Origin of the sequence: Tuberibacillus calidus DSM 17572 (assembly GCF_000430685.1) — a bacterium.
In the GTDB taxonomy this organism is placed as follows: Bacteria; Bacillota; Bacilli; order Bacillales; family Sporolactobacillaceae; genus Tuberibacillus; species Tuberibacillus calidus.
In genome coordinates this window covers 51,478-73,278 of the sequence record NZ_AUMM01000018.1, presented here as the reverse complement: position 1 = coordinate 73,278, position 21,801 = coordinate 51,478, and the positions used below count along the sequence as shown (strand labels likewise).

The following is a 21,801-nucleotide window of genomic DNA, read 5'->3' as shown; positions in this document are numbered from 1 at the left end:
GAGGTGGAAGCGTGGTGACACGTGGAGCTGACGAATACTAATCGGTCGAGGACTTAACCAAAAAAAGATGCGCGAAACCTTCGTTTTCAGTTTTCAGGGCGCAAACGCACCTGAAAAAGAAGTTCGACTAGGCTAAGCCTTGCGTCGAACGTTCAATATCTGATCTGTCCGGTGACAATGGCGAAGAGGTCACACCCGTTCCCATCCCGAACACGGAAGTTAAGCTCTTCAGCGCCGATGGTAATTGGGGGCTTCCCCCTGTGAGAGTAGGTCGTTGCCGGGCAATGGAAGAGAACAGCGAAAGCTGTTCTCTTTTTCTTTCTGTAAAAGGCAACGAAGGCACTGCCGTCGCTCAAAAGGATGGGTAGAGCCAAGTTTTTCTCCAGAACAAGAAGTGTAAAAGATAAGATGGCGGTAAAATCCGGAATTCCGCGTATAAAACCAAATAGCCAGAGGATAAAGCTACAAAAGATAGCGAAAATCCTTAAGATCAGAAGTAACAAAATCGTCTTGGCCAACCATGCAGAAAAAGCAGTACCATAAATTGATAAATCCGAAGACTGTAAGTTGGACATGTCATAACTTGTCCCTCCGCCTCATAAATTGGATTAAGGATTACAACGCGAGGGATGATGTGATATGGCCAGAATTGATGAGATCAGAAAAAGGCATAGGGAGCGGCGCGAACGTTTCGTCCAATCTGTAAGGTCAAAAGGTTGGGGCATCCCCAACGACGTGTTTTCACCCGAAAAGTCAGGACTAAACGGTTCAGTGATGAAGCCACGGGAGGGAACTTCACAAACATTTTTAATTAAATGCGTGATTTCAGCGGCGTTAGTGTTTGGGGCTGGCATTTTTTATAAAAGTTATGCTGATGCCTTCCCAGAGGCAGAGAAGATCATCCATTATGCCCTAAACGAAGATGTCAACTTCGCGAAGGTTTCGGATTGGTATGAACAAAAATTCGGCGAGCCGCTAGCCCTCTTTCCATCGGATACACCTAGCGAAAAAGTGTCATTAAAAAATAAAGGTTTTTCGATTCCAGTCAGCGGTGGACTGACGGTGACAAAGGATTTTTCCGATACCAATCAAGGTATTTTCATTCAAACCGAAAAGGACGCAAAAGTAGAGGCCATTGAAAGCGGGTTTGTTGTCTCCGTTAACGAAAAAAAAGAAATTGGTAAGACCATCATCATTCGGCATAGTGATGGCACGGAATCTTGGTACGGCAAATTAGATAAAGTGAATGTCAAACCATATGATTTTGTTAAAAAAGGGCAAATCATTGGTACGGTTACCAAAAACAGTAGCGAAAATAAAGGGATCTTTTATTTTGCGATCAAAGAGGGTGATCATTTTATCGATCCTATTCAGGTGATACAGTTTGAATAAGGGAGTCTTTAAAAGATCTACGGTTCCGAGAAACCCAGTGGATGCAAACGAACGATTCCAATGGTTATTTAAAAAGTTTCGGATTCACCCGATATTTTGGATGGTTCTTGGTGCAGGTATTTTGACCGGTCATTTTTGGGAAGTTCTAACGGTCCTTTTTATTGTCCTTATTCATGAATGTGGTCATACTTTTATGGCCCTTCATTACGGTTGGCGGCTTGAAACCGTTGAAATCCTACCATTCGGTGGGGTAGCCCGCGTCAATGAACACGGGACAAGGCCGATGAAAGAGGAATGGTGGGTGATATTGGCCGGCCCCATTCAGCATCTTTGGCTCCCGATCGTTTCGTTTTTGCTTCTCGGATGCTCTTTCTGGAACGAGCAAAATCATGAGATTTTTCTGCAGCGAAATGGGATGATTTTAATGTTTAATTTGTTGCCCATTTGGCCATTGGACGGTGGAAAAATCTTGCTTCTTTTATTATCGCTGAAACTCCCCTACCAAAAAGCGTATCGTCTGGCACTATTGTTAAGCGCTTTATTTTTGCTCATCATCACAGGCTGGATTGTCTGGCACACCACTTTTTTATTAAACTATTCCATAGTGGCGCTCTTTTTGGTTATTTCCATATTAAAGGAGTGGAGGGCGCAGCCATATGTTTTCATGCGCTTTTTATTGGAGCGGTGGCATGCGAGCGGGGATGATAAAAGGTCGCGTACGAGAAAGATCATCGTGACACCGGAGACCTCGGCTTGGAAAATTTTTGCGGAATTTCGGAGAGGTGTCAAACACTGCATCTTAATCAAAGGGCGCGGATGGAAGCGGGAAATTGATGAAAAAACACTCTTGGAGGCGTTTTTTTCTGGAAAACTAACCGACAAGTCCATTGGTGAGGTGTTTACTTAAGCCTCTATATGCGGTTGACATATGCCATAATATCGTGGTAATATACATCTGTTAGTCTATGGAGCACCCGCTCCAACCGCACGATAAGGGTTAATAAGCGCGTAAAGCCACCCGACATCGGCGAGTCTGAGGTTCTAAGGAGGTGCATCGTCATGTACGCAATCATCGAAACAGGTGGCAAACAACTAAAAGTTGAAGAGGGACAAACCATTTATGTCGAAAAATTAAATGCCGAAGCCGGTGAAACGGTCACTTTTGATAAAGTGCTTTTTGTCGGTGGCACAGATGACGTTAAAATCGGTTCCCCTCTTGTAGATGGAGCTTCTGTTACGGCAAAGGTCGTTGAACACGGCCGCGGCAAAAAAATTATCGTTTTTAAATTGAAAAAGAGAAAAAACTATCGTCGTAAACAAGGTCATCGTCAGCCATTTACAAAAGTAACGGTTGAAAAAATTAACGCTTAAGGCCGATTGCCATGATCCAAGTCAAAGTCACGCGCAATCGAAACGGACATATTGACGCTTTTACAATCAGCGGGCACGCCGGGGCGGGTCCTGCCGGATTCGATTTGGTCTGTGCTGGTGTTTCTTCGGTGTCCTTTGGTGCTGTGAATGCCGTTGAAGCATTATGCGGTTTTTCGCTCCTGATCGACCAGAATTCCAATGGTGGTTATCTTTCCGGCCGCTTGCCAGATGGACTTGAAGCTGGAAAACGCAAGAAAGCCGAACTGTTACTTGAGGGCATGGTCGTTGCTTTACGAACGATTGAAATGTCTTACGGAAAGTATATAAAAGTCAATGATGAAGGAGGTGTCTTTCATGTTGAGACTTGACATTCAGTTTTTCGCTTCGAAAAAAGGTGTCGGCAGCACGAAAAACGGTCGTGACTCCATCGCCAAACGCCTTGGTGCCAAACGGGCTGACGGTCAATTTGTTACCGGCGGTTCCATCCTGTATCGCCAACGCGGTACAAAAATTTATCCGGGTAAAAACGTTGGCCGCGGCGGTGACGATACCCTTTTTGCTAAAGTTGATGGCATTGTAAGGTTCGAACGGCTCGGTCGCAACAAAAAGCAAGTGAGCGTTTATCCTGTTGCCAAAGAAGCTTAATTTTTATATGACATAAAAACCGGCCATTCGGTCGGTTTTTTCATTTTCTTTACGGTTTCATAACTTGATGCAGCGGCTATTTTTTTATATTCTTGAATATCCCAAAATCCTTTATACTTTAAGAAGGTGTTATCGAAGTAAAAGTAAAGGGGGGAGTGGCTTTTGGCGTATGACGAAAAACAAGTGATTGAAATGTTGCGGGCGGTGCGGCATGATTTTTTAAATCATATTCAACTGCTAAAGGCGAATGCCTCTTTAAAACGATTGGATCGCTTTGAAGGCATTCTAGACAGCCTAACAGAGAAAGCTAAGAACGAAGCGAAGCTTTCGAATCTGAATGTGCCGAAAACAGCGCTGTTTCTAATAGGTTATAACTGGGCGCCGAAACCGTTTCAACTAAAGGTGAAGATCGACGGTCCCCATGCCGATTGGTCGAATGTCGATGAGCCTTTATATATGATGTTGAACGGCGTTTTTTCGGCCATTGAAAAAGCCTGTGATTTAGGGGGCAACAATGTCCTAAATCTCACTATTTTTACGGATCGTTTAACGCCAAAGGTAAGCTTTCAGTTTTCCGGAAGCTTCCGCGATCCTCAAGGATTAGCGCGGCAACTTGACGAGCTGCATCAATCCGGTATAACCGTAAAACAATACATACAAAAGGAAGATCCCGTCATTATCGTGGAACTGACGGATCTGTTGAGGTGAGATTATGTTTGTCGATCAAGTCAATGTATATGTAAAAGGCGGAGACGGCGGCAATGGCATGGTCGCCTTTCGCCGAGAAAAATATGTGCCGATGGGCGGTCCTGCCGGTGGGGATGGCGGAAAAGGCGGGGACGTCATCTTCGAGGTGGATGAAGGGTTACGCACGCTGATGGATTTTCGCTACCAAAAACATTTTAAAGCACCGCGCGGCGAAAATGGCGGTCCAAAAAACCAACATGGTCGAAATGCTAAGGATTTGATTGTACGCGTCCCCCCAGGAACGGTCGTTTATGATCGGGAAACGAATGAAATGATTTGCGATTTGACAGAACATGGTAGGCGGGCCGTGATTGCCAAAGGAGGACGCGGCGGAAGAGGCAATACCCGCTTTGCCACCCCGGCCAACCCTGCGCCGCATCATGCTGAAAATGGAGAGCCTGGCGAGGAACGCGAGATTCGCATTGAATTAAAATTGCTGGCTGATGTTGGGCTCGTCGGTTTTCCGAGTGTCGGCAAATCGACGCTTTTATCTGTCGTGTCTTCGGCCAAACCGAAAGTCGCTGATTATCATTTTACGACGATCGTTCCTAACCTCGGTGTCGTCGCTCTCGATGATGACCGCAGTTTTGTCATCGCCGATTTGCCTGGTCTTATTGAAGGCGCTCATCTCGGGGCGGGGCTTGGTCACCAATTTCTCCGGCATATTGAGCGCACGCGGGTCATCATTCATGTGATCGACATGGCGAGCGTCGAAGGGCGCGATCCCTATGATGATTATGTCAAAATTAACGACGAATTGCGCCAATACGAGTGGCGATTGATGGAGCGGCCGCAAGTTATAGCCGCGAATAAAATGGACCTCCCTGGCGCAGAAGCTAACCTCAAAGCATTTAAAGAAAAATTACGCGAAAATCATCAAGAAGTCGACATTTTTCCGATCTCGGCCGCTTCAAAACAAGGATTAAAGCCGCTTTTATACCATGTCGCGGATTTGCTTGAGAAAACCCCGGCGTTTCCAATCGCAGCAGCAGAGGACCAAGTTTCACAAGTGACTTATCGTCTCGAGGAAGAGGAACCAGCCTTCCGCATCAGTCGGGATGATGACGGCGCTTATGTCGTAAGCGGACCAAAAATTGAAAAGCTGTTTAAAATGACCGATTTTAACCGAGACGAATCCGTTCGTCGCTTTGCTCGTAAAATGCGGGCCATGGGTGTTGATGATGCCCTTCGCGAACGCGGGATCGAGGATGGCGATACTGTTCGAATCTTGGATTTTGAATTCGAATTCACTGAATAAAATCGAAGGCCTATCCTGAAGTCATTGCCGAAAGGAAAAATGTGTGGCAAGAGCCCTCCTGAAACAATATAATGTAATGAATTTGTGCAGGAGGGATCGTGATTTGAAAATTTACACCGTCCAAAAGGGCGACACATTGTATGAGATTGCCAAAAAACATGGCATCGCCCTTAGCGAGTTGCAAAAGGCGAACCCACAGCTAAAGGACCCGAATACAATCATGCCTGGCATGAAAATTAAAGTGCCAACGGGGGGCGTTCATGTAAAAAAGAAAGAAGCACCCGTGAAGAAAGAAATGCCAGTGAAAGAAATGCCAGTGAAAGAAATGCCAGTGAAAGAAATGCCGGTTAAGGAAGCGCCGATGAAAAAGGAAATGCCGGTCAAAAAAGAGATGCCGATGAAAAAGGAAATGCCCATCAAGAAGGAAATGCCGGCGAAAAAGGAAATACCAATGAAAAAAGAAATGCCGGCTAAGAAAGAAAATATCATTAAGAAAGAAGCACCGGTTCCGGAAAAACCGATTAATGTGGAAATTGAGATTAAAAAAGAAAAAATGATGAAAAAGGAACCGGCAAGCGAAAAGCCAATAAAGAAAATGCCCCAGAAGCAGGAAAAACAGCCGGTTATGAAAGAAAAAATGGTGACTGAACCGGAAAAAGTGGCATTTAAGCCGGCCAATATCTTGCCGCCGACATTGCCAGTCAATGAGGAACCCCTTGGGAAGGCAAATGTGCCGAGTGGAAAGGGCAATGTGGATATTCCCATGATGGATGATCCGTTCCCGAACATGATGACGCCAAAATTAAAACCAGAAGAAATGCCTACCCCTTATTATCAAACAGAAACCGAATCATCGGTCATGCCGTCGTGGACCTATCCACATGAAGCTTATGGGCAAATGCCAATGTCACCATCTTATTATCCCGGGCTTTCGCCTTCAGGTGCTGATCCGTGGGCTTATACTTCCCCTTATTCTGGTCACCCAGTTCCTGTACAGCCCATGCCTACATCGTATTCTCCTTGCGGTTGTGAAGGAACGAGCTATATGTATGGAAGTACCTATAGCTATAGCCCAGGCTATGTTTACGGTGGGGCATATGGCGCATATGGACAAACGCCTTCTCCCTACGGCTATTCAATGGGACCGGAGTATGCTTACGAACAAGGTACAACTTATCCAACGGCTTCTTTACCTGATGGTGAGGTGCTTCCGGGACAGTGGACAACGGGGGCGCCTGCGACCGGTTATTCTGGGCAAGAAATGTCACCAACTTCGGGCTATCCAGGTTATGTTTATTCACCGACCCATATGCCTTACTACGGCCAACCAGGCTATCCGCGGACAAATGACGGTCCATCAGCGAGTCAACAAAGCCTACCGACTGCTCCGAAATGGGGCGACGAGGATTAAAAAGGCCTTTCGCTCGCAACCAAGCGAGCGTGGTTTACGGTTAAATAAAGTGACACATACCGATCGGTCTGACTCCTACGAAATGAGTCGGACTTTTTCTTTTTAAACCATTTTTTTGCGTGACGACAAAATATTAACAAGCCCTCCTCGAACTGTCAGTTTAAGCGCTTGCGGGATCACACATCCTAATGTGTGAAAGGGGGCTTTTGACTTTGAAAAACGTGCTGTTGACTTTAACTTCCGGTGTCATGGCGCTTTCGCTTATAACCGGCTGTGGTGCCGCTGTTGACCGCAATGCGGCGGACAATTACGATGGGACGCGCAATGTTGGCTATTACACGAATCAAGGTAGACCCAACTTAGTTCCGGACCGCGACGTCTATCCGAATCGGCCATATATGAGAAACGCCGATGTCAATGATAACGCTAATCAATATTATCAATGGGATACGCGGACGGCGCGGCAAATTGCTCAACGCGTCAACGGGTTAAAAGGTGTCCGTGATTCCAGTGTGCTCATCAGCGGTAATACGGTTGTTGTCGGTGTAGTTCCAGAAAACTATAACCAAAACCTTCAACAACTGGATGAACAAGTCCGCATCGTGACAAAAAATATCGTTGGTGACAAACACGTTCGTGTCGTGACAGACCGGAACATCGTCGGCCGGATCATGGATGTTAATAAACGCATTACTAACGGTTCGGCCGGTAGGGAAGTGCAATCCGATGTTCGAGGAATTCTTAACGACATCGGCAACATCATTCAGCGCCCTTTCCAAAATAACGCTCGCTAATTCATAGGGGTTGACTCCGAAGAGGCCGAAACCATCACTTTCAGGCCGAATGGGTCAACCGCCTTTTACATAAAACGGATAATGTTTGAGGAATTGGGGATACTGAAAGTGAATCCCAACGTCCTCTTGATAAAAGGTGATGATCGATGAAAACGGGGATACAGGTTTTATTTGTCGTACTCCTTTTCTTTAGCATGCATCCGATCGCCAAGGCAGAAAAGACACAACCATCTTGCCTTGAAGAACAACCAAAGGAACATCAAGTAATGGGGCGGATGACTTTAGAGGCGCCGAAGCGCGTTTCCGTTCATTTGGAAAAATCCTATATCGACGGTGTGAAAATCGTCCGCGTGACGACCGATCATTTTATCTCACCTGAAAACATCATGATGAAATACAGCGGTTGGAAGTTCGCAAAATGCAACGGAAATGACGTTTATTTATCCAAAAAGATTGATGATATATCCCCCGTATCGAAAACGGCTGGCGTCATGGGATTAAAAGACGGGAATGTCCTGACGCTATACAACGGCAATCCGGAAAATCACCAAGTTATTCAAACTTTTTTCCAGATTGATATCAATGCCCTAGAAGCCGATGCCGCCGAACGACTGAATCGCGGGATTCGCATAACGGATAAAAAGCAATACAAGCTTTTGCTAGATGCTTTGTCCAAATATGCCGTGAATCATATAAGAGATGTGCAAAGAAATAGTTAATAGAGGGTGTCCTCGAGAGGGCGTAAGCCGGCCTAAGCACGGTTGGGCGCTCTCTTTTGTTGTTTCATTTTTTATCCATTGGAATTATGGTATGATAACATGTGGGAAAGGGATCGGCGGAGAAATGAGGGAAGCTCGTTGTACGAATTTATTCGCGGGACGCTTGTCGAGGTGACAAGCACTTACATTGTTTTAGAAAATCAACATATTGGTTATTTGATCTACTGTCCGAATCCGTTTTCCTTTTTACCCATGGATGAGATGAAGACGGTATATACATATCAGTACGTGCGTGAAGATGCCCTTCACTTATATGGCTTTCACACACGGGATGAACGGCAATTATTCATTCATCTTTTAAGCGTTTCTGGGATTGGACCTAAGGGGGCGCTCGCCATCCTGGCTTCCGGCGATGCAAGCCGCGTCGTCCAGGCCATTGAAGCAGAAGATGAAGCGTTTTTAACGAAGTTTCCGGGGATTGGGAAAAAGACGGCTCGTCAAATCATTTTGGATTTAAAAGGAAAACTGAAAGGGTTCGCCCAGGGAGTCGAAGGAGCGGTTAATCGTAAAACCGTGCGGCCCGAACCTTTGGAGGAAGCCGTTCAAGCGCTTGCGGCACTGGGGTATGCCGAGAAGGAAATCGCTCGGATTTTACCGCAACTGGAGACGGAGGAAATGACGGCCGATCAGTATATTAAAAAAGCGCTGCAATTAATGTTAAAAGGTTGAGGAGGTGCGATGCGTGAACGATCGCATAGTCTCGCAAGACGCACGTCCGGAGGAAGAATCGGCGGAACGGTCGATGCGGCCCAAAACTTTATCGGAATATATCGGTCAAGAAAAGGTAAAAGAAAATTTGTCTGTTTTTATCGAGGCAGCCAAATTGCGTGAAGAACCGCTTGACCATGTCCTGCTCTATGGCCCGCCGGGATTAGGGAAGACGACGCTGTCCATGATCATTGCACAGGAGATGGGCGTTCAGATTCGCACCACTTCTGGACCAGCCATCGAAAGACCAGGCGATTTGGCGGCATTATTGACGGCATTAGAGCCAGGTGATGTGCTGTTTATTGATGAGATTCATCGGTTACCAAGAAGTGTTGAGGAAATCCTATATCCGGCTATGGAAGATTTTTGTTTAGATATCGTGTTGGGTAGCGGAGAAACCGCACATTCCGTCCGCCTCGATTTGCCGCCGTTTACATTAGTTGGAGCAACAACTAGAGCCGGTTACCTTTCCCCGCCTTTGCGCGACCGTTTTGGCGTCATCAGCCGTCTAGAATACTATACGACCAATGAACTCGCCCAAATTGTCGAGCGGGCGGCCGGCGTCCTTGGCACGACCATTGACAGCGAGGCGGCGCTTGAAATCGCCGGACGTTCGCGGGGAACGCCGAGGATTGCCAATCGCTTGCTCCGACGGGTCAGAGATTTTGCTCAGGTGTCCGGGACCATGCATATTCACCGCCTTGTGGCCCAGGAAGCACTGGACCGTCTGCAAGTCGATGCGCTCGGCTTGGATCATATTGACCATCAGTTGTTAACTTGTATTATAGAAAAATTTGCCGGTGGTCCGGTCGGTTTGGATACGATCGCGGCCGCCATTGGCGAGGAAGCTCAAACGATTGAAGATGTCTATGAACCGTATCTTCTACAAATCGGTTTTTTGCAGCGAACGCCTCGAGGGCGGATGGTGACCTCAAAGGTATACGAACACTTGGGATTGGAAAGGCCTGATGTATGATGCCGGAATTCAGTCGAATCCTGATGGTGTTAGGGGTTGTCCTTTTTCTTGTAGGGATGCTTTGGCAATTTATCGGGAAACTCCCCGGTGACATCGTCTTTCGCAAAGGCAACACCACGGTCTATTTCCCGATTGTCACCTCCATCGTCATCAGCATCGTGTTATCGCTCGTTTTTTATATCATCAATCGTTTTCGCTAATTAAAGAGGTGGACATCTTTGGATTTATCCCTATTTGATTTTGATTTGCCGGAAGAATTAATTGCGCAAACACCGCTACCGGACCGCACGGCCTCGCGTTTAATGGTTCTTAATCCCAATAAAGAAACCATCGAACATCGGCATTTTACGGATGTGATTGACTATCTGAACCCGGGGGATGCACTCGTATTGAATGATACGCGCGTCATCCCCGCCCGGCTTTTTGGCACAAAAACTGGTACCGGTGCCAAAATTGAAGTCTTGCTGTTAAAACAACTGGAAAACGATCAATGGGAATGTTTGGCGAAACCCGCCAAGCGCATTAAAGAGGGAACGACCATTGATTTCGGGGAAGGTAAATTGTCCGCTGTTTGTGTGCAATCATTAGATGAAGGGCGGAAGATTTTAAAATTCCATTATGAAGGGATTTTTAATGAGCGGTTGGACGAGCTCGGCGAGATGCCTTTACCGCCTTACATCCACGAACAGTTAGATGACAGGGAACGCTATCAAACCGTCTATGCCAAACACGAAGGTTCAGCAGCCGCTCCGACGGCGGGCCTCCATTTTACTGAAGAACTATTAGACAAAATCGCTCAAAAAGGGGTCCGTATTGTCTTTATTACCCTTCACGTTGGACTTGGCACATTCCGGCCGGTTAAAGAAGAAAAGATCGAAAATCATGCCATGCATGCAGAATTTTATCGCATGTCGAAAGAAACCGCCGATATACTTAATGAAACGCGAGCGTCCGGAAAACGCATCGTTGCGGTTGGGACGACGTGCATTCGCACGCTTGAGACGATTGCGACAGAAAACAACGGCCGATTTAAAGAAGCGTCCGGTTGGACCGATATTTTTATTTATTCCGGGTATTCGTTTAAAGGCGTGGATGCCTGTATTACAAACTTTCACTTGCCGAAATCGACGTTAATCATGCTTGTTTCGGCTTTCGCCGGACGAGAATTTATTTTAAAAGCCTATCAGGAGGCTGTAAAAGAGCGCTACCGCTTTTTCAGTTTCGGCGATGCAATGCTCATTTTGGAAGGGAAAAAAGCGAATGACAGCACCAGTCACTTATGAACTCATCAAGACCGATAAGAAAACCGGAGCCCGCCTTGGCAAGCTCCATACGCCTCACGGGACGTTCGATACACCGATGTTTATGCCGGTAGGGACACTCGCAACAGTGAAGACGATGAGTCCAGATGAATTAAAGGAAATCGGAGCGGGTGTTATTTTATCAAATACTTACCATCTGTGGCTTCGTCCCGGTGAGACAATCGTCGAAGGAGCCGGCGGCCTGCATAAGTTTATGAACTGGGACCGCGGCATATTAACCGATTCCGGTGGCTTTCAAGTTTTTAGTTTAAGCGACTTGCGGGAAATCGATGAAGAAGGCGTTCGGTTTCGAAACCATTTAAATGGTGAGAAACTGTTTTTGACACCTGAAAAATCCATTCACGTCCAAAATGCCTTAGGTTCCGACATCATGATGGCGTTTGATGAGTGCCCACCGTATCCGGCAGAACGCGATTATTTAAAAACTTCATTGGAAAGGACGAGCCGCTGGGCGGAACGGTGTTTAAAGGCGAACCAACGGCCAGATGAGCAGGCGATCTTTGGCATTGTCCAAGGCGGAGTCTATGAAGATTTGCGAAGGCAAAGCGCAATGGATTTGACTTCATTGGATTTTCCGGGCTATGCCGTCGGCGGTTTATCCGTCGGTGAACCGAAACCACTCATGTACGAAACGCTGGAGTTTACAACGCCGCTCCTTCCAGCTAACAAACCGCGCTATCTCATGGGGGTCGGCTCGCCCGATGCATTAATTGAAGGCGTCATCCGCGGCATCGACATGTTTGACTGCGTCTTGCCCACACGCATCGCCCGAAACGGCACGTGCATGACCTCGACAGGGCGGCTTGTGATCCGGAATAGTCAATATGCCAACGATTACCGGCCGCTCGATGAACATTGCGATTGCAAGGTTTGTCGGACATATACGAGGGCTTATATCCGTCATTTAGTGAAAGCAAATGAAACATTTGGTTTTCGGCTTACGACTTACCATAATCTCTATTTTTTGATAAAATTAATGGAGCGCGTCAGACAAGCCATTAGGGAAGACCGCTTGCTTGAGTTTAAGGAAGAATTTTTTGAACAATACGGCTTTAATAAGCCGGACGCCAAGAATTTTTAATGAATGGGATGAACTTGATTCTATAGGGGAGGTGACAGGATGCAATTACAACCGATCGTTGTATTGGTGTTGTTTTTCGTTGTCTTTTACTTTCTGCTCATTCGCCCGCAACAAAAGCGGCAAAAGCAGACGGCGCAAATGCAGGCGAGCATTGCCAAAGGTGATAAGGTTGTCACCATCGGCGGCTTGCATGGGACGGTCGATCAAGTTGAAGATAATCGCGTCGTCTTAAAATGCAATGGGACGGCGAAATTAACTTTCGACCGCACCGCCATTCGCGAGATCACCGAGAAGCGCTCTAACCCGCACGAAAAAGCGGATAAAAAGGAAGAGGCCAAAAAAGAAGTGGCCAATCAAGACGCTTCGAAGCAGGAAGCCAAAGAGTCATAAGAAAACAGCGCGTGCCAATATTGCACGCGCTTTATTTTTTGACAAAAACATTCACGCCGATGATGCCGCCCATTCCGGTGACAGCGGTATTGGCAACGATTTGAAAGAACTGCGTCCCCGTAAGCGACCGATCCAATCCTAAAAACAAGTAAAGATAAATCAATAATGAGTAAATGAACCCTGTGCTTAACCCTGTGATGAGACCTTTTTCTTTCATTTTGGCACCGGCGACAATGCCGCCGATAAACAATGAAACCAAGGAGACAATCAGCATGGGTAGAGAACCGAGCATGGCTTCGGAAAGCGATGTCCATTTTAGAAGTGTTGCCAAAACAAAAGCTGCGATGACAATTAAAAGGAGTGCGGTGATGATGCCATAACTACACGATGTTAACCATTTTTTTGTCACAGAGATCCCCCTTTCGTTCCTTATGCATACAAGCCCCTAGTACAGCTTATTCATCGATTGACAAAATAGAAGTCAAGCCGTCCAACAAAATTTTTAGAGACTTCCTTAAAAAGGAATGGCCTCCTTTTCATATTCGTTTAACCATGTCAAATACTAAAAAGGAATGAAAGGGGGAATGCATGTGACGACGGTTGTCTTAAGAACCCTTTTTTTATATCTCATGATTCTCGTGACTTTTCGCGTCATGGGTAAGCGTGAAATCGGTCAACTCAGCATCGTGGATTTTGTCGTTTCCATCATGATCGCGGAAATCGCCGTGATTTCTATAGAAGATCCTGACAAGCCATTGACGATGACGATTGTCCCCATTCTCATTTTAATGGCTGTTCAATATACATTAGCTTTTATTTCGTTAAAAAGTCAGAGCCTCCGGCAACTGGTTGATGGCAAGCCGATTACGATTATTAAAAACGGCCGCGTTGACGAAGAAATCATGCGCAAACAGCGGTATAATTACGACGATTTGTTAATGCAGCTGCGTGAAAAAAACGTCCGAAGCATCCAAGATGTGGAGTTTGCCATTCTAGAACCGAACGGTGAACTCTCCGTTTTCAAAAAAGCCAATGAACCTTTCGGAGGAAACACGAACAACCATTTCCCCATTCCTTTAATCATTGATGGAAAAATTCAAGAAGAAAATGTCGAGCGCATCGAAAAAAATCCCTTTTGGTTGAGACAGGAACTTCGCAAGCTCGGGTTTAAAGACATTAAAAAGATTTCTTACTGCGTCTGGAACTCAGATGGGACGTTTTTTGTTGATATGAAAGAATAAAACATAAATCTTCAGAGCCACTTTCCAATGACCGGCAGATGCGCCATTTCATTTTTTGTGATCAAACGGCTAATGATGATCAAAAGTAGATAAAACCCAATGGCAAGGCCAATCAATGCCAAGGTTCTCGGCAAAACAGCTAAATCCATCCATAAATGACGGTCGCACCAAGTAGCAAAAACCCCTGTTGCCAAACAGCTGAACGCACCTTTTATGTAGTCCGTGACAATTAGCGAGAAGCCGACTGATTTAATGACCGTGGCCAGGTTTAAGAGCGTCACAAGGACGACACCGATGGAATAACCAAGAGCGGCACCCATGATGCCAAGCTCCGGGCGGGATGCAAGCAGAAAGATAGCGGCGATTTTTACGAATGCCCCGATAAAACTATTGATCATGGCCGCTTTGGCAAGGTCTAGCGCTTGTAAGACGGCGGCTAAAGGTGCTTGAAAATAAAATAAAATGAAAAACGGTGCCATCACCCGGACATAGATGGCGGATTGCGGCGAATGGTACATCAAATCCATCAGCGGTTCCGCAAAAATGTAAGTGATGACGATGGATAATCCGCCAGCGACCATGGCAATTTTCATCGCCTGATTAATTCGAAAATGGATGATGTCCATCCGATTACGCGCAGCTGCTTCGCTGATCGTCGGAACGAGTGAGACATGAAGCGAATGCGTGATAAAGCTTGGCATCGTCAACAGTGGGATGGCAAATCCCGCAAGTTCGCCATATTGCTTCGTGGAAAGGACGGTTGAGACACCGGCAAGCATGAGGCTGTTGGCGACGACAATCGGTTCAAGAAAATAAGAGAATGATCCGATTAAGCGGCTTCCGGTCGTCGGCAAGGCAATGTTCATCAGCTGGAAGAATGTTTCTTTCCCTTTTCCTAAGTAACGCCAGAAATCTTTACGGACCCGAATTCGCTTTTTTATTTTAAACATCCATAACATATAGAGAAGAGAGGCAAGTTCCCCAAGCACTCCTGAAAACATCGCTCCGGCGGCAGCATAAGCAATGCCGTGGGGCAGTAACAAATTGGCAAACCAAGCGACAAGCGAGATGCGGACGATTTGCTCGATCACCATGGAAAAAGCATAAGGAGTCATGTTCTGGATGCCTTGAAAATACCCCCTGACGACCGATGCGATGCCGACGATGGGGATAATCGGTGCGATCGCCATTAGGGGATATAAGGTGCGTTCATCGGTAAAAAGGTATTGGGAGAAAATAGGGGCCCCGATCATGAGGAGTGTCGTAAATACAATGCTCAATATCCCAACAATCGTAAAGCCCACAGTCAAGACGCGTTTAATTTTACGGCGATCATCTAGGGCCGCCGCTTCCGCAACCATTTTGGAAATGGCGACCGGCAGCCCGAGCTGGGTTAAGGTGACGGTGAGTAGCAGCGTCGGATAGGCCATCATATAGAGCCCCATGCCCTCTTCACCGATAATGCGTGCTAGCACCATTTTGTTTATCACACCAAGCACCTTTGTCACCATGCCGGCAACCATTAAAATAAAAGCACCTTTAAGGAATGTTTGTTTCGTCATTTTACCCCTGCTTTCAAGGACAAGTCAGCTAGTTCTTTAAAAAATGTATATGCCATGAGGTAGGCCAAGCATGACAAGTTCTCTAAGGGGCGTTTAGGGCTTGTTTGACAGTGCCGGCACCTAAAGCTATCATGAAATTAGAAACAGGCATGGGGGTGATGCCATTGACGGAACCACTGGAGGAAAAGGATGAGCATGGCTATGATCAATGGCGGGAGAAAATTGAACCGTTTTTGATCAGTAAATTGGAAGAGTTTCATTTGCTAGGGTTGGAACGGTTGACTGCCGATGAGCTTTGGGCTTTTGCGAAGGAAATCATGCAAAAAAATAAGGTCGAGATGAAATGCCATCGCATTGTCGGCCAGCTCATGCGGCTGTCAGTGAATGATTATATGAATAAATTAAGGGTGGAAATGTTTAAAGACATGGACATTTTTAAGGATGGAGAACCGCTCTTTTAAAAGAAGCGGCTTTTTTTTGCCTAAGGGTGACGGGCTTGGATGCGCACCTGAACTGCAATTGACAGGGAAAAAGCTGACTGACTATAATAAATTTATTGGTATACGAGATGGCGGCAGCTAAAGGGGGATAAAAACATGGTAAAAAAAGGAAAAATCCTATCCTTTTTTTTAATCTTAGTACTGCTTGCGGTCCTTATCGGATTCACCGCTAAGCCGCTCATACATAAAGTCAATCTTGGCCTTGATTTAAAGGGTGGTTTTGAAGTCCTTTATCAAGTCCGGACCATTGATGGTCACAAGCCGTCAAAAAGTACGCTCAACGATGCGGTTTCGGCGATTCAAAAACGCATCAATGTTCTAGGTGTCAGTGAACCGCAAATTTCGATCGAAGGTAGTGACAGGATTCGCGTACAGCTGGCTGGGGTAAAAGATCAAGCCCAAGCCCGGGAATTGCTGTCGACGACGGCGCACCTTACTTTTCGCGATGTTAATGACAAATTAATGATGGACGGCTCCGAGCTCGTTCCCGGAAAGGCGCGAGTGGAGTATAACGAACTGAATCAGCCATATGTCGCCTTAAAAATTAAAGACGCAAACAAATTTGCTAAAGTGACGAAGGAAATTTTGCAAAAACCAGCGCCGGACAATAAATTAGTCATTTGGCTCGATTGGAAGAAAGGGCTATCCTACAAAGAAGAAAGTAAGAAAGAAAAACCGGCTTTTATTTCGGCACCAAGTGTGACGGAAGAATTGAACACGAACAATGTCATGATTACTGGGTCGTTTACAACGGAAGAGGCGCAAAATCTTGCCGACTTGTTGAATGCCGGCGCTTTGCCAGTAAAGATGAAAGAAGTTTATTCAAACTCCGTTGGTGCCCAACTTGGGGTGAACGCACTCAATAAAGCGATCACCGCTGGGATCGTCGGTATTATTGCGATTTTCCTGTTTATGCTTATCTTCTACCGCTTTGGCGGGCTGATCGCGAATATCACATTAGTCGCATACATTTATCTTGTCCTCGCCGTCTTCGTCGGCATGCAAGCGGTACTGACGTTACCGGGTATTGCCGCCCTCATTTTAGGGGTCGGCATGGCGGTGGACGCGAATATCATTACGCTTGAGCGAATTAAGGAAGAAATTCGTTCCGGAAAATCGATTCGCTCGGCGTTTAAAGCCGGGAACCATCGGTCTTTCGGCACCATTTTTGACGCCAACTTAACAACGATCCTTGCTGGTATCGTCATGTTTTTCTATGGGACAAGCTCTGTAAAGGGTTTTGCGATCATGCTGATCATCAGCATTTTAGCCAGCTTTATCACGGCCGTTTTTGGCGCCCGTTTGTTAACTGCGCTATGGGTTTCAAGCCGTGCACTGGATCAAAAACCCGGTTATTTCGGTGTAAAGAAGGGTGATATCCGTGATCTTTAAAAACTTCGATTTCGTTAAACACCGGAACAAATTCTTTACCTTTTCGATCGTCTTATCCATTCTCGGGATCATCAGCTTATTTGTGTTCGGCTTAAACCTCGGCATTGATTTTGCCAGCGGGACGCGTGTTGATTTGCAAGCCAAACACCCCTTGTCCATCAATGAGGTGACGGCGGAATTCGAGAAAATGGGCTTTCGCACAGAGCGCCCGGTTTTATCGGGGCAAAACCATAACATCGCGAGTGTCACTTTACGCGATGTCCTTAGTCAAAAAGAAGAAGTGAAAGTGAAAGCGGATATTAAAGAAAAATTCGGCGTTGAGCCTAACGTGAGCAAGGTCTCACCGCAAATCGGCCGTGAACTGGCCAAAAATGCGTTTTGGGCCGTCTTGATCTCTTCCGTGTTCATCATTATCTATGTATGGATTCGCTTTGAATTTTTGCAAGGCTTGGCGGCGGTCATTGCCCTTTTACACGATGCTTTTTTCATCATATCTGTTTTCAGTCTCTTGCATCTCGAGGTGAATATTGTTTTTATTGCTGCTGTATTAACGATCGTCGGCTACTCGATTAACGATACGATCGTTACCTTTGACCGGATTCGTGAAAACATGCAAAACCGCAAGAAGAAAGCGAAAACATTTGAGGATCTGGCAGACATTATCAATACTAGTATTCGTCAGACGCTCGTGCGTTCAATTAACACGGTCGTTACGGTGTTAATTGCTGTCATAGCGCTAATGATTTTTGGCAGTCACGAAATTTGGACGTTCAATGTAGCGATCTTCGTCGGATTAATTTGCGGCGTTTATTCATCCATTTTTATTGCCTCACCGCTCTGGGCGGTCATGAAATTTCAATATATGAAAAAAGAACGCAAACGCAAAAAACTTCCTCAAGTGCAATCTTAAAGGCATGGTCTCATTAAGGAGGGGTCCGGCTCGGATGGGTCTGACCCCAGATTTTTTAAAGGAGTGTCGTCATGAAAGGACCGTGGGCATTTATTTTGGCCATTTTTCTTGCGCTCGTTATCGCCATTTTTTCAGTTGCCAATGTGAATCCGGTCACTTTTAATTATGTTTTCGGTCAAGCCAAATGGCCGCTCATTCTGATTATTCTTGGCTCGGCATTCCTCGGAGCGCTTTTCATCGGCGTGATCGGTGCCGTCCGGTTTTATCAACTTGAAAGGCAGATTAAACGGTTGGAAAGAGAACGCCAAGGACAAAGCCATAGTGGCGAAACGAAAACGGGAAATTCGGACAAACGCGACAGCAACGAATAACTGGTGAGGGCTGAAAACGGAGATGGGAAGGAGTGGCTTCTTTGCTTTACCCCAGAACGAGATGGGTCATCCAACATCAAAATGAGGAAGCGGTTCGGCAATTAGCGGATGAAATCGGCGTTTCCGAGCCGATCGCCGCACTGTTACATCATCGGGGATTGCAAGACCCGGAAAGCGCTCTCGCCTTTTTGAACATTGATAAAAAAGCCTATTATGATCCTTACATGATGCGTGGGATGATGCAGGCTGTCGAGCGCATTCATCAGGCGCTTCAAAATAAAGAAAAAATACTCGTTTTCGGCGATTATGATGCCGATGGCGTTACGGCCACGGCCATTATGGTCTCGGGATTAAGAAATCTAGGTGGGGATGTTCGTTTTTATGTCCCTAATCGGTTTACGGAAGGATACGGTCCGAATATTCCAGCATTGGAAAAAGCAAGGGCGGAAGGCGTCAGTCTTGTTGTGACCGTTGACACAGGGATCGCTGCCCATGAAGCGGCAGAGGCGGCGCGACTTATGGGCCTTGATTATATTGTCACCGACCATCATGAACCACCGCCTGAATTGCCGGACGCCTATGTCATCATCAATCCGAAACAGCCAGAGTGCCCTTATCCGTTTAAATCCTTATGTGGTGCCGGCATCGCTTTTAAGGTCATTCACGCTTTGATGGGTGAGGCGCCAGATGACCTTCTTGATCTTGCAGCGGTTGGGACCGTGGCCGACCTCATGCCGCTTCTCGATGAAAACCGTTTGATCGTGACCAAAGGGCTTAAACGCCTTGCAAACGACACCCGACCGGGACTAAAGGCGTTGATGGAAATCGCCGGCATTCATCCGCAAGCTGTGACAGAAGAGGACATTGGCTTTCTGCTCGGGCCGCGCATCAACGCCGCGGGACGCATGGCTCATGCTGAACCGGCCATTGAGCTCATGCTATCCACCGATATGAACGAAGCTTATCCGCTTGCCCAGCAACTTGAATACTATAACACCGAAAGAAAAGCGGTCGTCGATCAGATCACTTCTGAGGCTCGGAGGCTTGCGGAGGCTGTCCCTAATCATTTAAAAAATGTCTTAGTGATTGCCAAGGAAGACTGGCATGAAGGGGTTGTTGGCATCGCTTGCTCGCGGCTAATGGAAAGCTTTTACCGACCGACGCTTGTTTTTTCCATTGACCCCGATACAGGATTGGCCAAAGGCTCTGCGCGAAGCATTGAAGGTTTTAATATTTTTGAGGCTCTCAACCAATGCCGAGACTTATTGCTTCGTTTTGGCGGCCATGCTATGGCTGCTGGCATGACGCTTCCTGCTGAAAACTTACCGGTTTTAGCCGAACGGCTCAACGCCATCGCCGATGATCGTCTCGACCCGGAAGACTTTGTCCCCAAAACCCACGCGGAAGGTTACTTACACTTAGAAGACGTCACCATTTCGTTCATTGAATCTTTGGAGCAACTCGCGCCTTTCGGTGTTGGTAATCCAAAACCGCGCTTTATCATTGAGAACCTACGCTTAAGTGACATCAGACAAATTGGTGCCCAAAAAGATCACTTGAAATTACTTTTTAAAAAAGAGGATGATTGTCTTGACGGTGTCGCTTTCGGAAAAGGGTCTTTTTACCACCACATTGCCTCCGATTGTGAGCTAGCCGTCGTCGGCGTTTTAACCATTAACGAATGGAACGGGCGCAGGAAACCACAAGTGATGATTGATGATTTTAAGGCGCATTCGTGGCAGCTTTTTGACTGGCGGAATTACAAGGAAATCCGGACATCACTCCAAAATCTGCCTCAAAATCAAACATTGTTTATTTATTTTAGAAAACATACCTTGGAGCGCTTGTCCATTCAGGATCTACACATTCCCATCTGTTTTGGCGAAGATATGGACAATGCCCTTGCGTCAAGTCGCCCCTTTTGGGTGCTTTTAGATTTGCCGGAAACCGAGAAGCAAATCACGACGCTTTTTGAGACACACCCGTTTCCAGAACGGATTTATGCCGTCTTCTACCAGGAAGAAACACGCTTTTTTTCACAATTACCGAGTAGAGAGCATTTTAAGAAATCATATATTTATTTATTGAGGAAAGAAAATATCACTATGGACGATAGCATTCGCGAATTGTCTTCCGTGTTTCGTTGGTCGGCTGGGCTTTCGCGATTTATTTTAGACGTGTTTTCCGAACTTGAGTTTGTTAAAATAGAGAACGGACAGTTGACCGTTGTCCGCGACCCGGTTAAAAAGCCGATCACTTCTTCTAAGCTATATCAAAGGCTGCGGGAGCAAGTGAAATTGGAAGAAACCTTTGTGTTGTCCGGGCGTCAAGAATTGAAACAGTGGTTCAGCCGTTTTGCTGATAGACAAAATAAGCCTGAGGAGGCACATGCAGGATGGACTATAAAGAGTATATAGAAATTGTCGAGAACTTCCCGAAAGAAGGAATCGTATTTAAGGATATTACCCCGCTGATGCAAGACGGGAAGGTTTTTAAAAGTGCAATTCAGGAAATTGCTGAATACGGTCGCCATAAAAATGCCGATATCGTTGTCGGTCCGGAGGCGCGCGGTTTTATCGTCGGTTGCCCCGTTGCCTATGCTTTAGATTTAGGTTTTGTACCGGTGAGAAAACCTGGAAAATTGCCGCGGGAAGTCATCCAAGTGGATTATGGTTTGGAATACGGAAAAGACGCCCTCACGATTCATAAAGATGCGATTAAACCGGGGCAAAGGGTGATTATCGTCGATGATTTGCTGGCTACTGGTGGAACGATTAATGCGACCATTCAATTGGTAGAAAAACTAGGCGGCATCGTCTGCGGCTTGGCTTTCCTGATTGAATTAACTGAGCTCGGTGGACGAGAAAACCTAAAAGGGTATGATATTTTCACATTGATGAAGTATTAATGGATGAAAGGTTGACTCATTTGGGGCTTCGTTTCCGCCGCAA

At 46.3% G+C, this 21,801-nt stretch carries 23 protein-coding genes, 1 rRNA gene, 1 pseudogene and 1 other annotated feature; of the genes and pseudogenes, 23 read left to right on the top strand and 2 right to left on the bottom strand.

Features of this window, described 5'->3' with window-relative positions:
- Positions 1-167: 167 nt before the first annotated feature.
- The 17 genes from rrf to yajC all read left to right on the top strand — a co-directional run bounded on the left by rrf (position 168) and on the right by yajC (position 12,874).
- Positions 168-283 (top strand): 5S ribosomal RNA (rrf, locus tag H532_RS0105810).
- A gap of 356 nt (positions 284-639) precedes the next feature.
- Complete coding sequence (locus H532_RS0105795) at positions 640-1,392, top strand: M23 family metallopeptidase (protein ID WP_027724707.1); 753 nt, start codon at positions 640-642, stop codon at positions 1,390-1,392.
- The gene (locus tag H532_RS0105790) at positions 1,385-2,299 is read left to right on the top strand and encodes a site-2 protease family protein (protein WP_051263167.1); all 915 of its coding nucleotides are present in this window, start codon (positions 1,385-1,387) and stop codon (positions 2,297-2,299) included. The genes H532_RS0105795 and H532_RS0105790 overlap by 8 nt, the downstream gene beginning before the upstream one ends.
- A gap of 64 nt (positions 2,300-2,363) precedes the next feature.
- Positions 2,364-2,437 (top strand) — a sequence feature (ribosomal protein L21 leader region).
- Positions 2,438-2,451: 14 nt separating this feature from the next.
- Positions 2,452-2,763, top strand: a complete 312-nt coding sequence (rplU, locus tag H532_RS0105785; RefSeq protein ID WP_027724705.1) for a 50S ribosomal protein L21 — start codon at positions 2,452-2,454, stop codon at positions 2,761-2,763.
- Between the two features lie 11 nt (positions 2,764-2,774).
- Positions 2,775-3,131: a ribosomal-processing cysteine protease Prp gene (locus H532_RS0105780; RefSeq protein WP_027724704.1), complete on the top strand. Its 357-nt coding sequence runs from the start codon at positions 2,775-2,777 to the stop codon at positions 3,129-3,131.
- Positions 3,118-3,408, top strand: coding sequence for a 50S ribosomal protein L27 (gene rpmA, locus H532_RS0105775; RefSeq protein ID WP_027724703.1), 291 nt, complete (start codon positions 3,118-3,120; stop codon positions 3,406-3,408). The genes H532_RS0105780 and rpmA overlap by 14 nt, the downstream gene beginning before the upstream one ends.
- Positions 3,409-3,570: 162 nt before the next feature.
- Entirely contained in the window at positions 3,571-4,116 is a 546-nt protein-coding gene (locus H532_RS19500; RefSeq protein WP_051263166.1) for a Spo0B domain-containing protein, read from the top strand.
- 4 nt (positions 4,117-4,120) lie between these two features.
- Positions 4,121-5,413 carry a GTPase ObgE gene (gene obgE / locus H532_RS0105765; protein WP_027724702.1) on the top strand — a complete coding sequence of 431 codons (1,293 nt, stop codon included), beginning with the start codon at positions 4,121-4,123 and terminating at the stop codon, positions 5,411-5,413.
- Between the two features lie 103 nt (positions 5,414-5,516).
- On the top strand, positions 5,517-6,824 hold the full coding sequence (safA, locus tag H532_RS19495) for a LysM peptidoglycan-binding domain-containing protein (RefSeq protein ID WP_027724701.1): 1,308 nt from the start codon (positions 5,517-5,519) through the stop codon (positions 6,822-6,824).
- Between the two features lie 221 nt (positions 6,825-7,045).
- Entirely contained in the window at positions 7,046-7,618 is a 573-nt protein-coding gene (locus H532_RS0105755) for a YhcN/YlaJ family sporulation lipoprotein (protein WP_245566415.1), read from the top strand.
- Positions 7,619-7,764: 146 nt separating this feature from the next.
- Positions 7,765-8,337 carry a BofC C-terminal domain-containing protein gene (locus tag H532_RS0105750; protein ID WP_027724699.1) on the top strand — a complete coding sequence of 191 codons (573 nt, stop codon included), beginning with the start codon at positions 7,765-7,767 and terminating at the stop codon, positions 8,335-8,337.
- 138 nt (positions 8,338-8,475) lie between these two features.
- Positions 8,476-9,066, top strand: coding sequence for a Holliday junction branch migration protein RuvA (gene ruvA, locus H532_RS0105745; RefSeq protein WP_027724698.1), 591 nt, complete (start codon positions 8,476-8,478; stop codon positions 9,064-9,066).
- A 13-nt stretch (positions 9,067-9,079) separates the two neighbouring features.
- Positions 9,080-10,081, top strand: coding sequence for a Holliday junction branch migration DNA helicase RuvB (gene ruvB / locus H532_RS0105740; RefSeq protein WP_027724697.1), 1,002 nt, complete (start codon positions 9,080-9,082; stop codon positions 10,079-10,081).
- On the top strand, positions 10,081-10,281 hold the full coding sequence (locus tag H532_RS0105735) for a DUF2905 domain-containing protein (RefSeq protein ID WP_027724696.1): 201 nt from the start codon (positions 10,081-10,083) through the stop codon (positions 10,279-10,281). Before ruvB ends, H532_RS0105735 begins: the two co-directional genes overlap by 1 nt.
- Before the next feature lie 18 nt (positions 10,282-10,299).
- Complete coding sequence (gene queA / locus H532_RS0105730) at positions 10,300-11,364, top strand: tRNA preQ1(34) S-adenosylmethionine ribosyltransferase-isomerase QueA (RefSeq protein ID WP_027724695.1); 1,065 nt, start codon at positions 10,300-10,302, stop codon at positions 11,362-11,364.
- A complete protein-coding gene (gene tgt / locus H532_RS0105725) occupies positions 11,342-12,484 on the top strand; it encodes a tRNA guanosine(34) transglycosylase Tgt (RefSeq protein ID WP_027724694.1) in 1,143 nt (380 codons plus the stop codon). The genes queA and tgt overlap by 23 nt, the downstream gene beginning before the upstream one ends.
- 39 nt (positions 12,485-12,523) lie before the next feature.
- Complete coding sequence (yajC, locus tag H532_RS0105720; RefSeq protein WP_027724693.1) at positions 12,524-12,874, top strand: preprotein translocase subunit YajC; 351 nt, start codon at positions 12,524-12,526, stop codon at positions 12,872-12,874.
- Between the two features lie 31 nt (positions 12,875-12,905).
- Here the strand turns inward: yajC and H532_RS0105715 are convergent, their stop codons facing one another.
- On the bottom strand, positions 12,906-13,283 hold the full coding sequence (locus H532_RS0105715) for a TIGR04086 family membrane protein (protein WP_027724692.1): 378 nt from the start codon (positions 13,281-13,283) through the stop codon (positions 12,906-12,908).
- A 175-nt stretch (positions 13,284-13,458) separates the two neighbouring features.
- Between H532_RS0105715 and H532_RS0105710 the strand changes: the two genes are divergently transcribed.
- Entirely contained in the window at positions 13,459-14,115 is a 657-nt protein-coding gene (locus tag H532_RS0105710; RefSeq protein WP_027724691.1) for a DUF421 domain-containing protein, read from the top strand.
- A gap of 11 nt (positions 14,116-14,126) precedes the next feature.
- Here the strand turns inward: H532_RS0105710 and spoVB are convergent, their stop codons facing one another.
- Positions 14,127-15,677 (bottom strand): stage V sporulation protein B, encoded by a 1,551-nt coding sequence (spoVB, locus tag H532_RS0105705; RefSeq protein WP_027724690.1) that lies wholly within the window; start codon positions 15,675-15,677, stop codon positions 14,127-14,129.
- 164 nt (positions 15,678-15,841) lie between these two features.
- On the opposite strand from spoVB, the gene H532_RS0105700 reads away from it, so the two are divergent.
- From H532_RS0105700 to H532_RS0105680, 5 genes and pseudogenes are all read left to right on the top strand, one after another.
- Complete coding sequence (locus H532_RS0105700) at positions 15,842-16,138, top strand: post-transcriptional regulator (RefSeq protein ID WP_245566413.1); 297 nt, start codon at positions 15,842-15,844, stop codon at positions 16,136-16,138.
- Between the two features lie 135 nt (positions 16,139-16,273).
- Positions 16,274-18,479 (top strand): annotated as a pseudogene (secDF, locus tag H532_RS18005) (protein translocase subunit SecDF).
- A gap of 71 nt (positions 18,480-18,550) precedes the next feature.
- Positions 18,551-18,850, top strand: coding sequence for a LapA family protein (locus H532_RS0105690; protein ID WP_027724688.1), 300 nt, complete (start codon positions 18,551-18,553; stop codon positions 18,848-18,850).
- A 41-nt stretch (positions 18,851-18,891) separates the two neighbouring features.
- Complete coding sequence (gene recJ / locus H532_RS0105685) at positions 18,892-21,267, top strand: single-stranded-DNA-specific exonuclease RecJ (RefSeq protein ID WP_027724687.1); 2,376 nt, start codon at positions 18,892-18,894, stop codon at positions 21,265-21,267.
- Complete coding sequence (locus H532_RS0105680; RefSeq protein ID WP_027724686.1) at positions 21,246-21,758, top strand: adenine phosphoribosyltransferase; 513 nt, start codon at positions 21,246-21,248, stop codon at positions 21,756-21,758. The genes recJ and H532_RS0105680 overlap by 22 nt, the downstream gene beginning before the upstream one ends.
- Positions 21,759-21,801 lie beyond the last annotated feature (43 nt).

Bases quoted from the DNA above. Each gene is read 5' to 3' on its own strand.
- H532_RS0105795 (WP_027724707.1), top strand. From the start codon at position 640: ATGGCCAGAATTGATGAGATCAGAAAAAGGCATAGGGAGCGGCGCGAA.
- rplU (WP_027724705.1), top strand. From the start codon at position 2,452: ATGTACGCAATCATCGAAACAGGTGGCAAACAACTAAAAGTTGAAGAG.
- H532_RS0105780 (WP_027724704.1), top strand. From the start codon at position 2,775: ATGATCCAAGTCAAAGTCACGCGCAATCGAAACGGACATATTGACGCT.
- rpmA (WP_027724703.1), top strand. From the start codon at position 3,118: ATGTTGAGACTTGACATTCAGTTTTTCGCTTCGAAAAAAGGTGTCGGC.
- obgE (WP_027724702.1), top strand. From the start codon at position 4,121: ATGTTTGTCGATCAAGTCAATGTATATGTAAAAGGCGGAGACGGCGGC.
- H532_RS0105750 (WP_027724699.1), top strand. From the start codon at position 7,765: ATGAAAACGGGGATACAGGTTTTATTTGTCGTACTCCTTTTCTTTAGC.
- H532_RS0105735 (WP_027724696.1), top strand. From the start codon at position 10,081: ATGCCGGAATTCAGTCGAATCCTGATGGTGTTAGGGGTTGTCCTTTTT.
- tgt (WP_027724694.1), top strand. From the start codon at position 11,342: ATGACAGCACCAGTCACTTATGAACTCATCAAGACCGATAAGAAAACC.
- yajC (WP_027724693.1), top strand. From the start codon at position 12,524: ATGCAATTACAACCGATCGTTGTATTGGTGTTGTTTTTCGTTGTCTTT.
- H532_RS0105710 (WP_027724691.1), top strand. From the start codon at position 13,459: ATGCATGTGACGACGGTTGTCTTAAGAACCCTTTTTTTATATCTCATG.
- spoVB (WP_027724690.1), bottom strand. From the start codon at position 15,677: ATGACGAAACAAACATTCCTTAAAGGTGCTTTTATTTTAATGGTTGCC.
- H532_RS0105690 (WP_027724688.1), top strand. From the start codon at position 18,551: ATGAAAGGACCGTGGGCATTTATTTTGGCCATTTTTCTTGCGCTCGTT.
- H532_RS0105680 (WP_027724686.1), top strand. From the start codon at position 21,246: ATGGACTATAAAGAGTATATAGAAATTGTCGAGAACTTCCCGAAAGAA.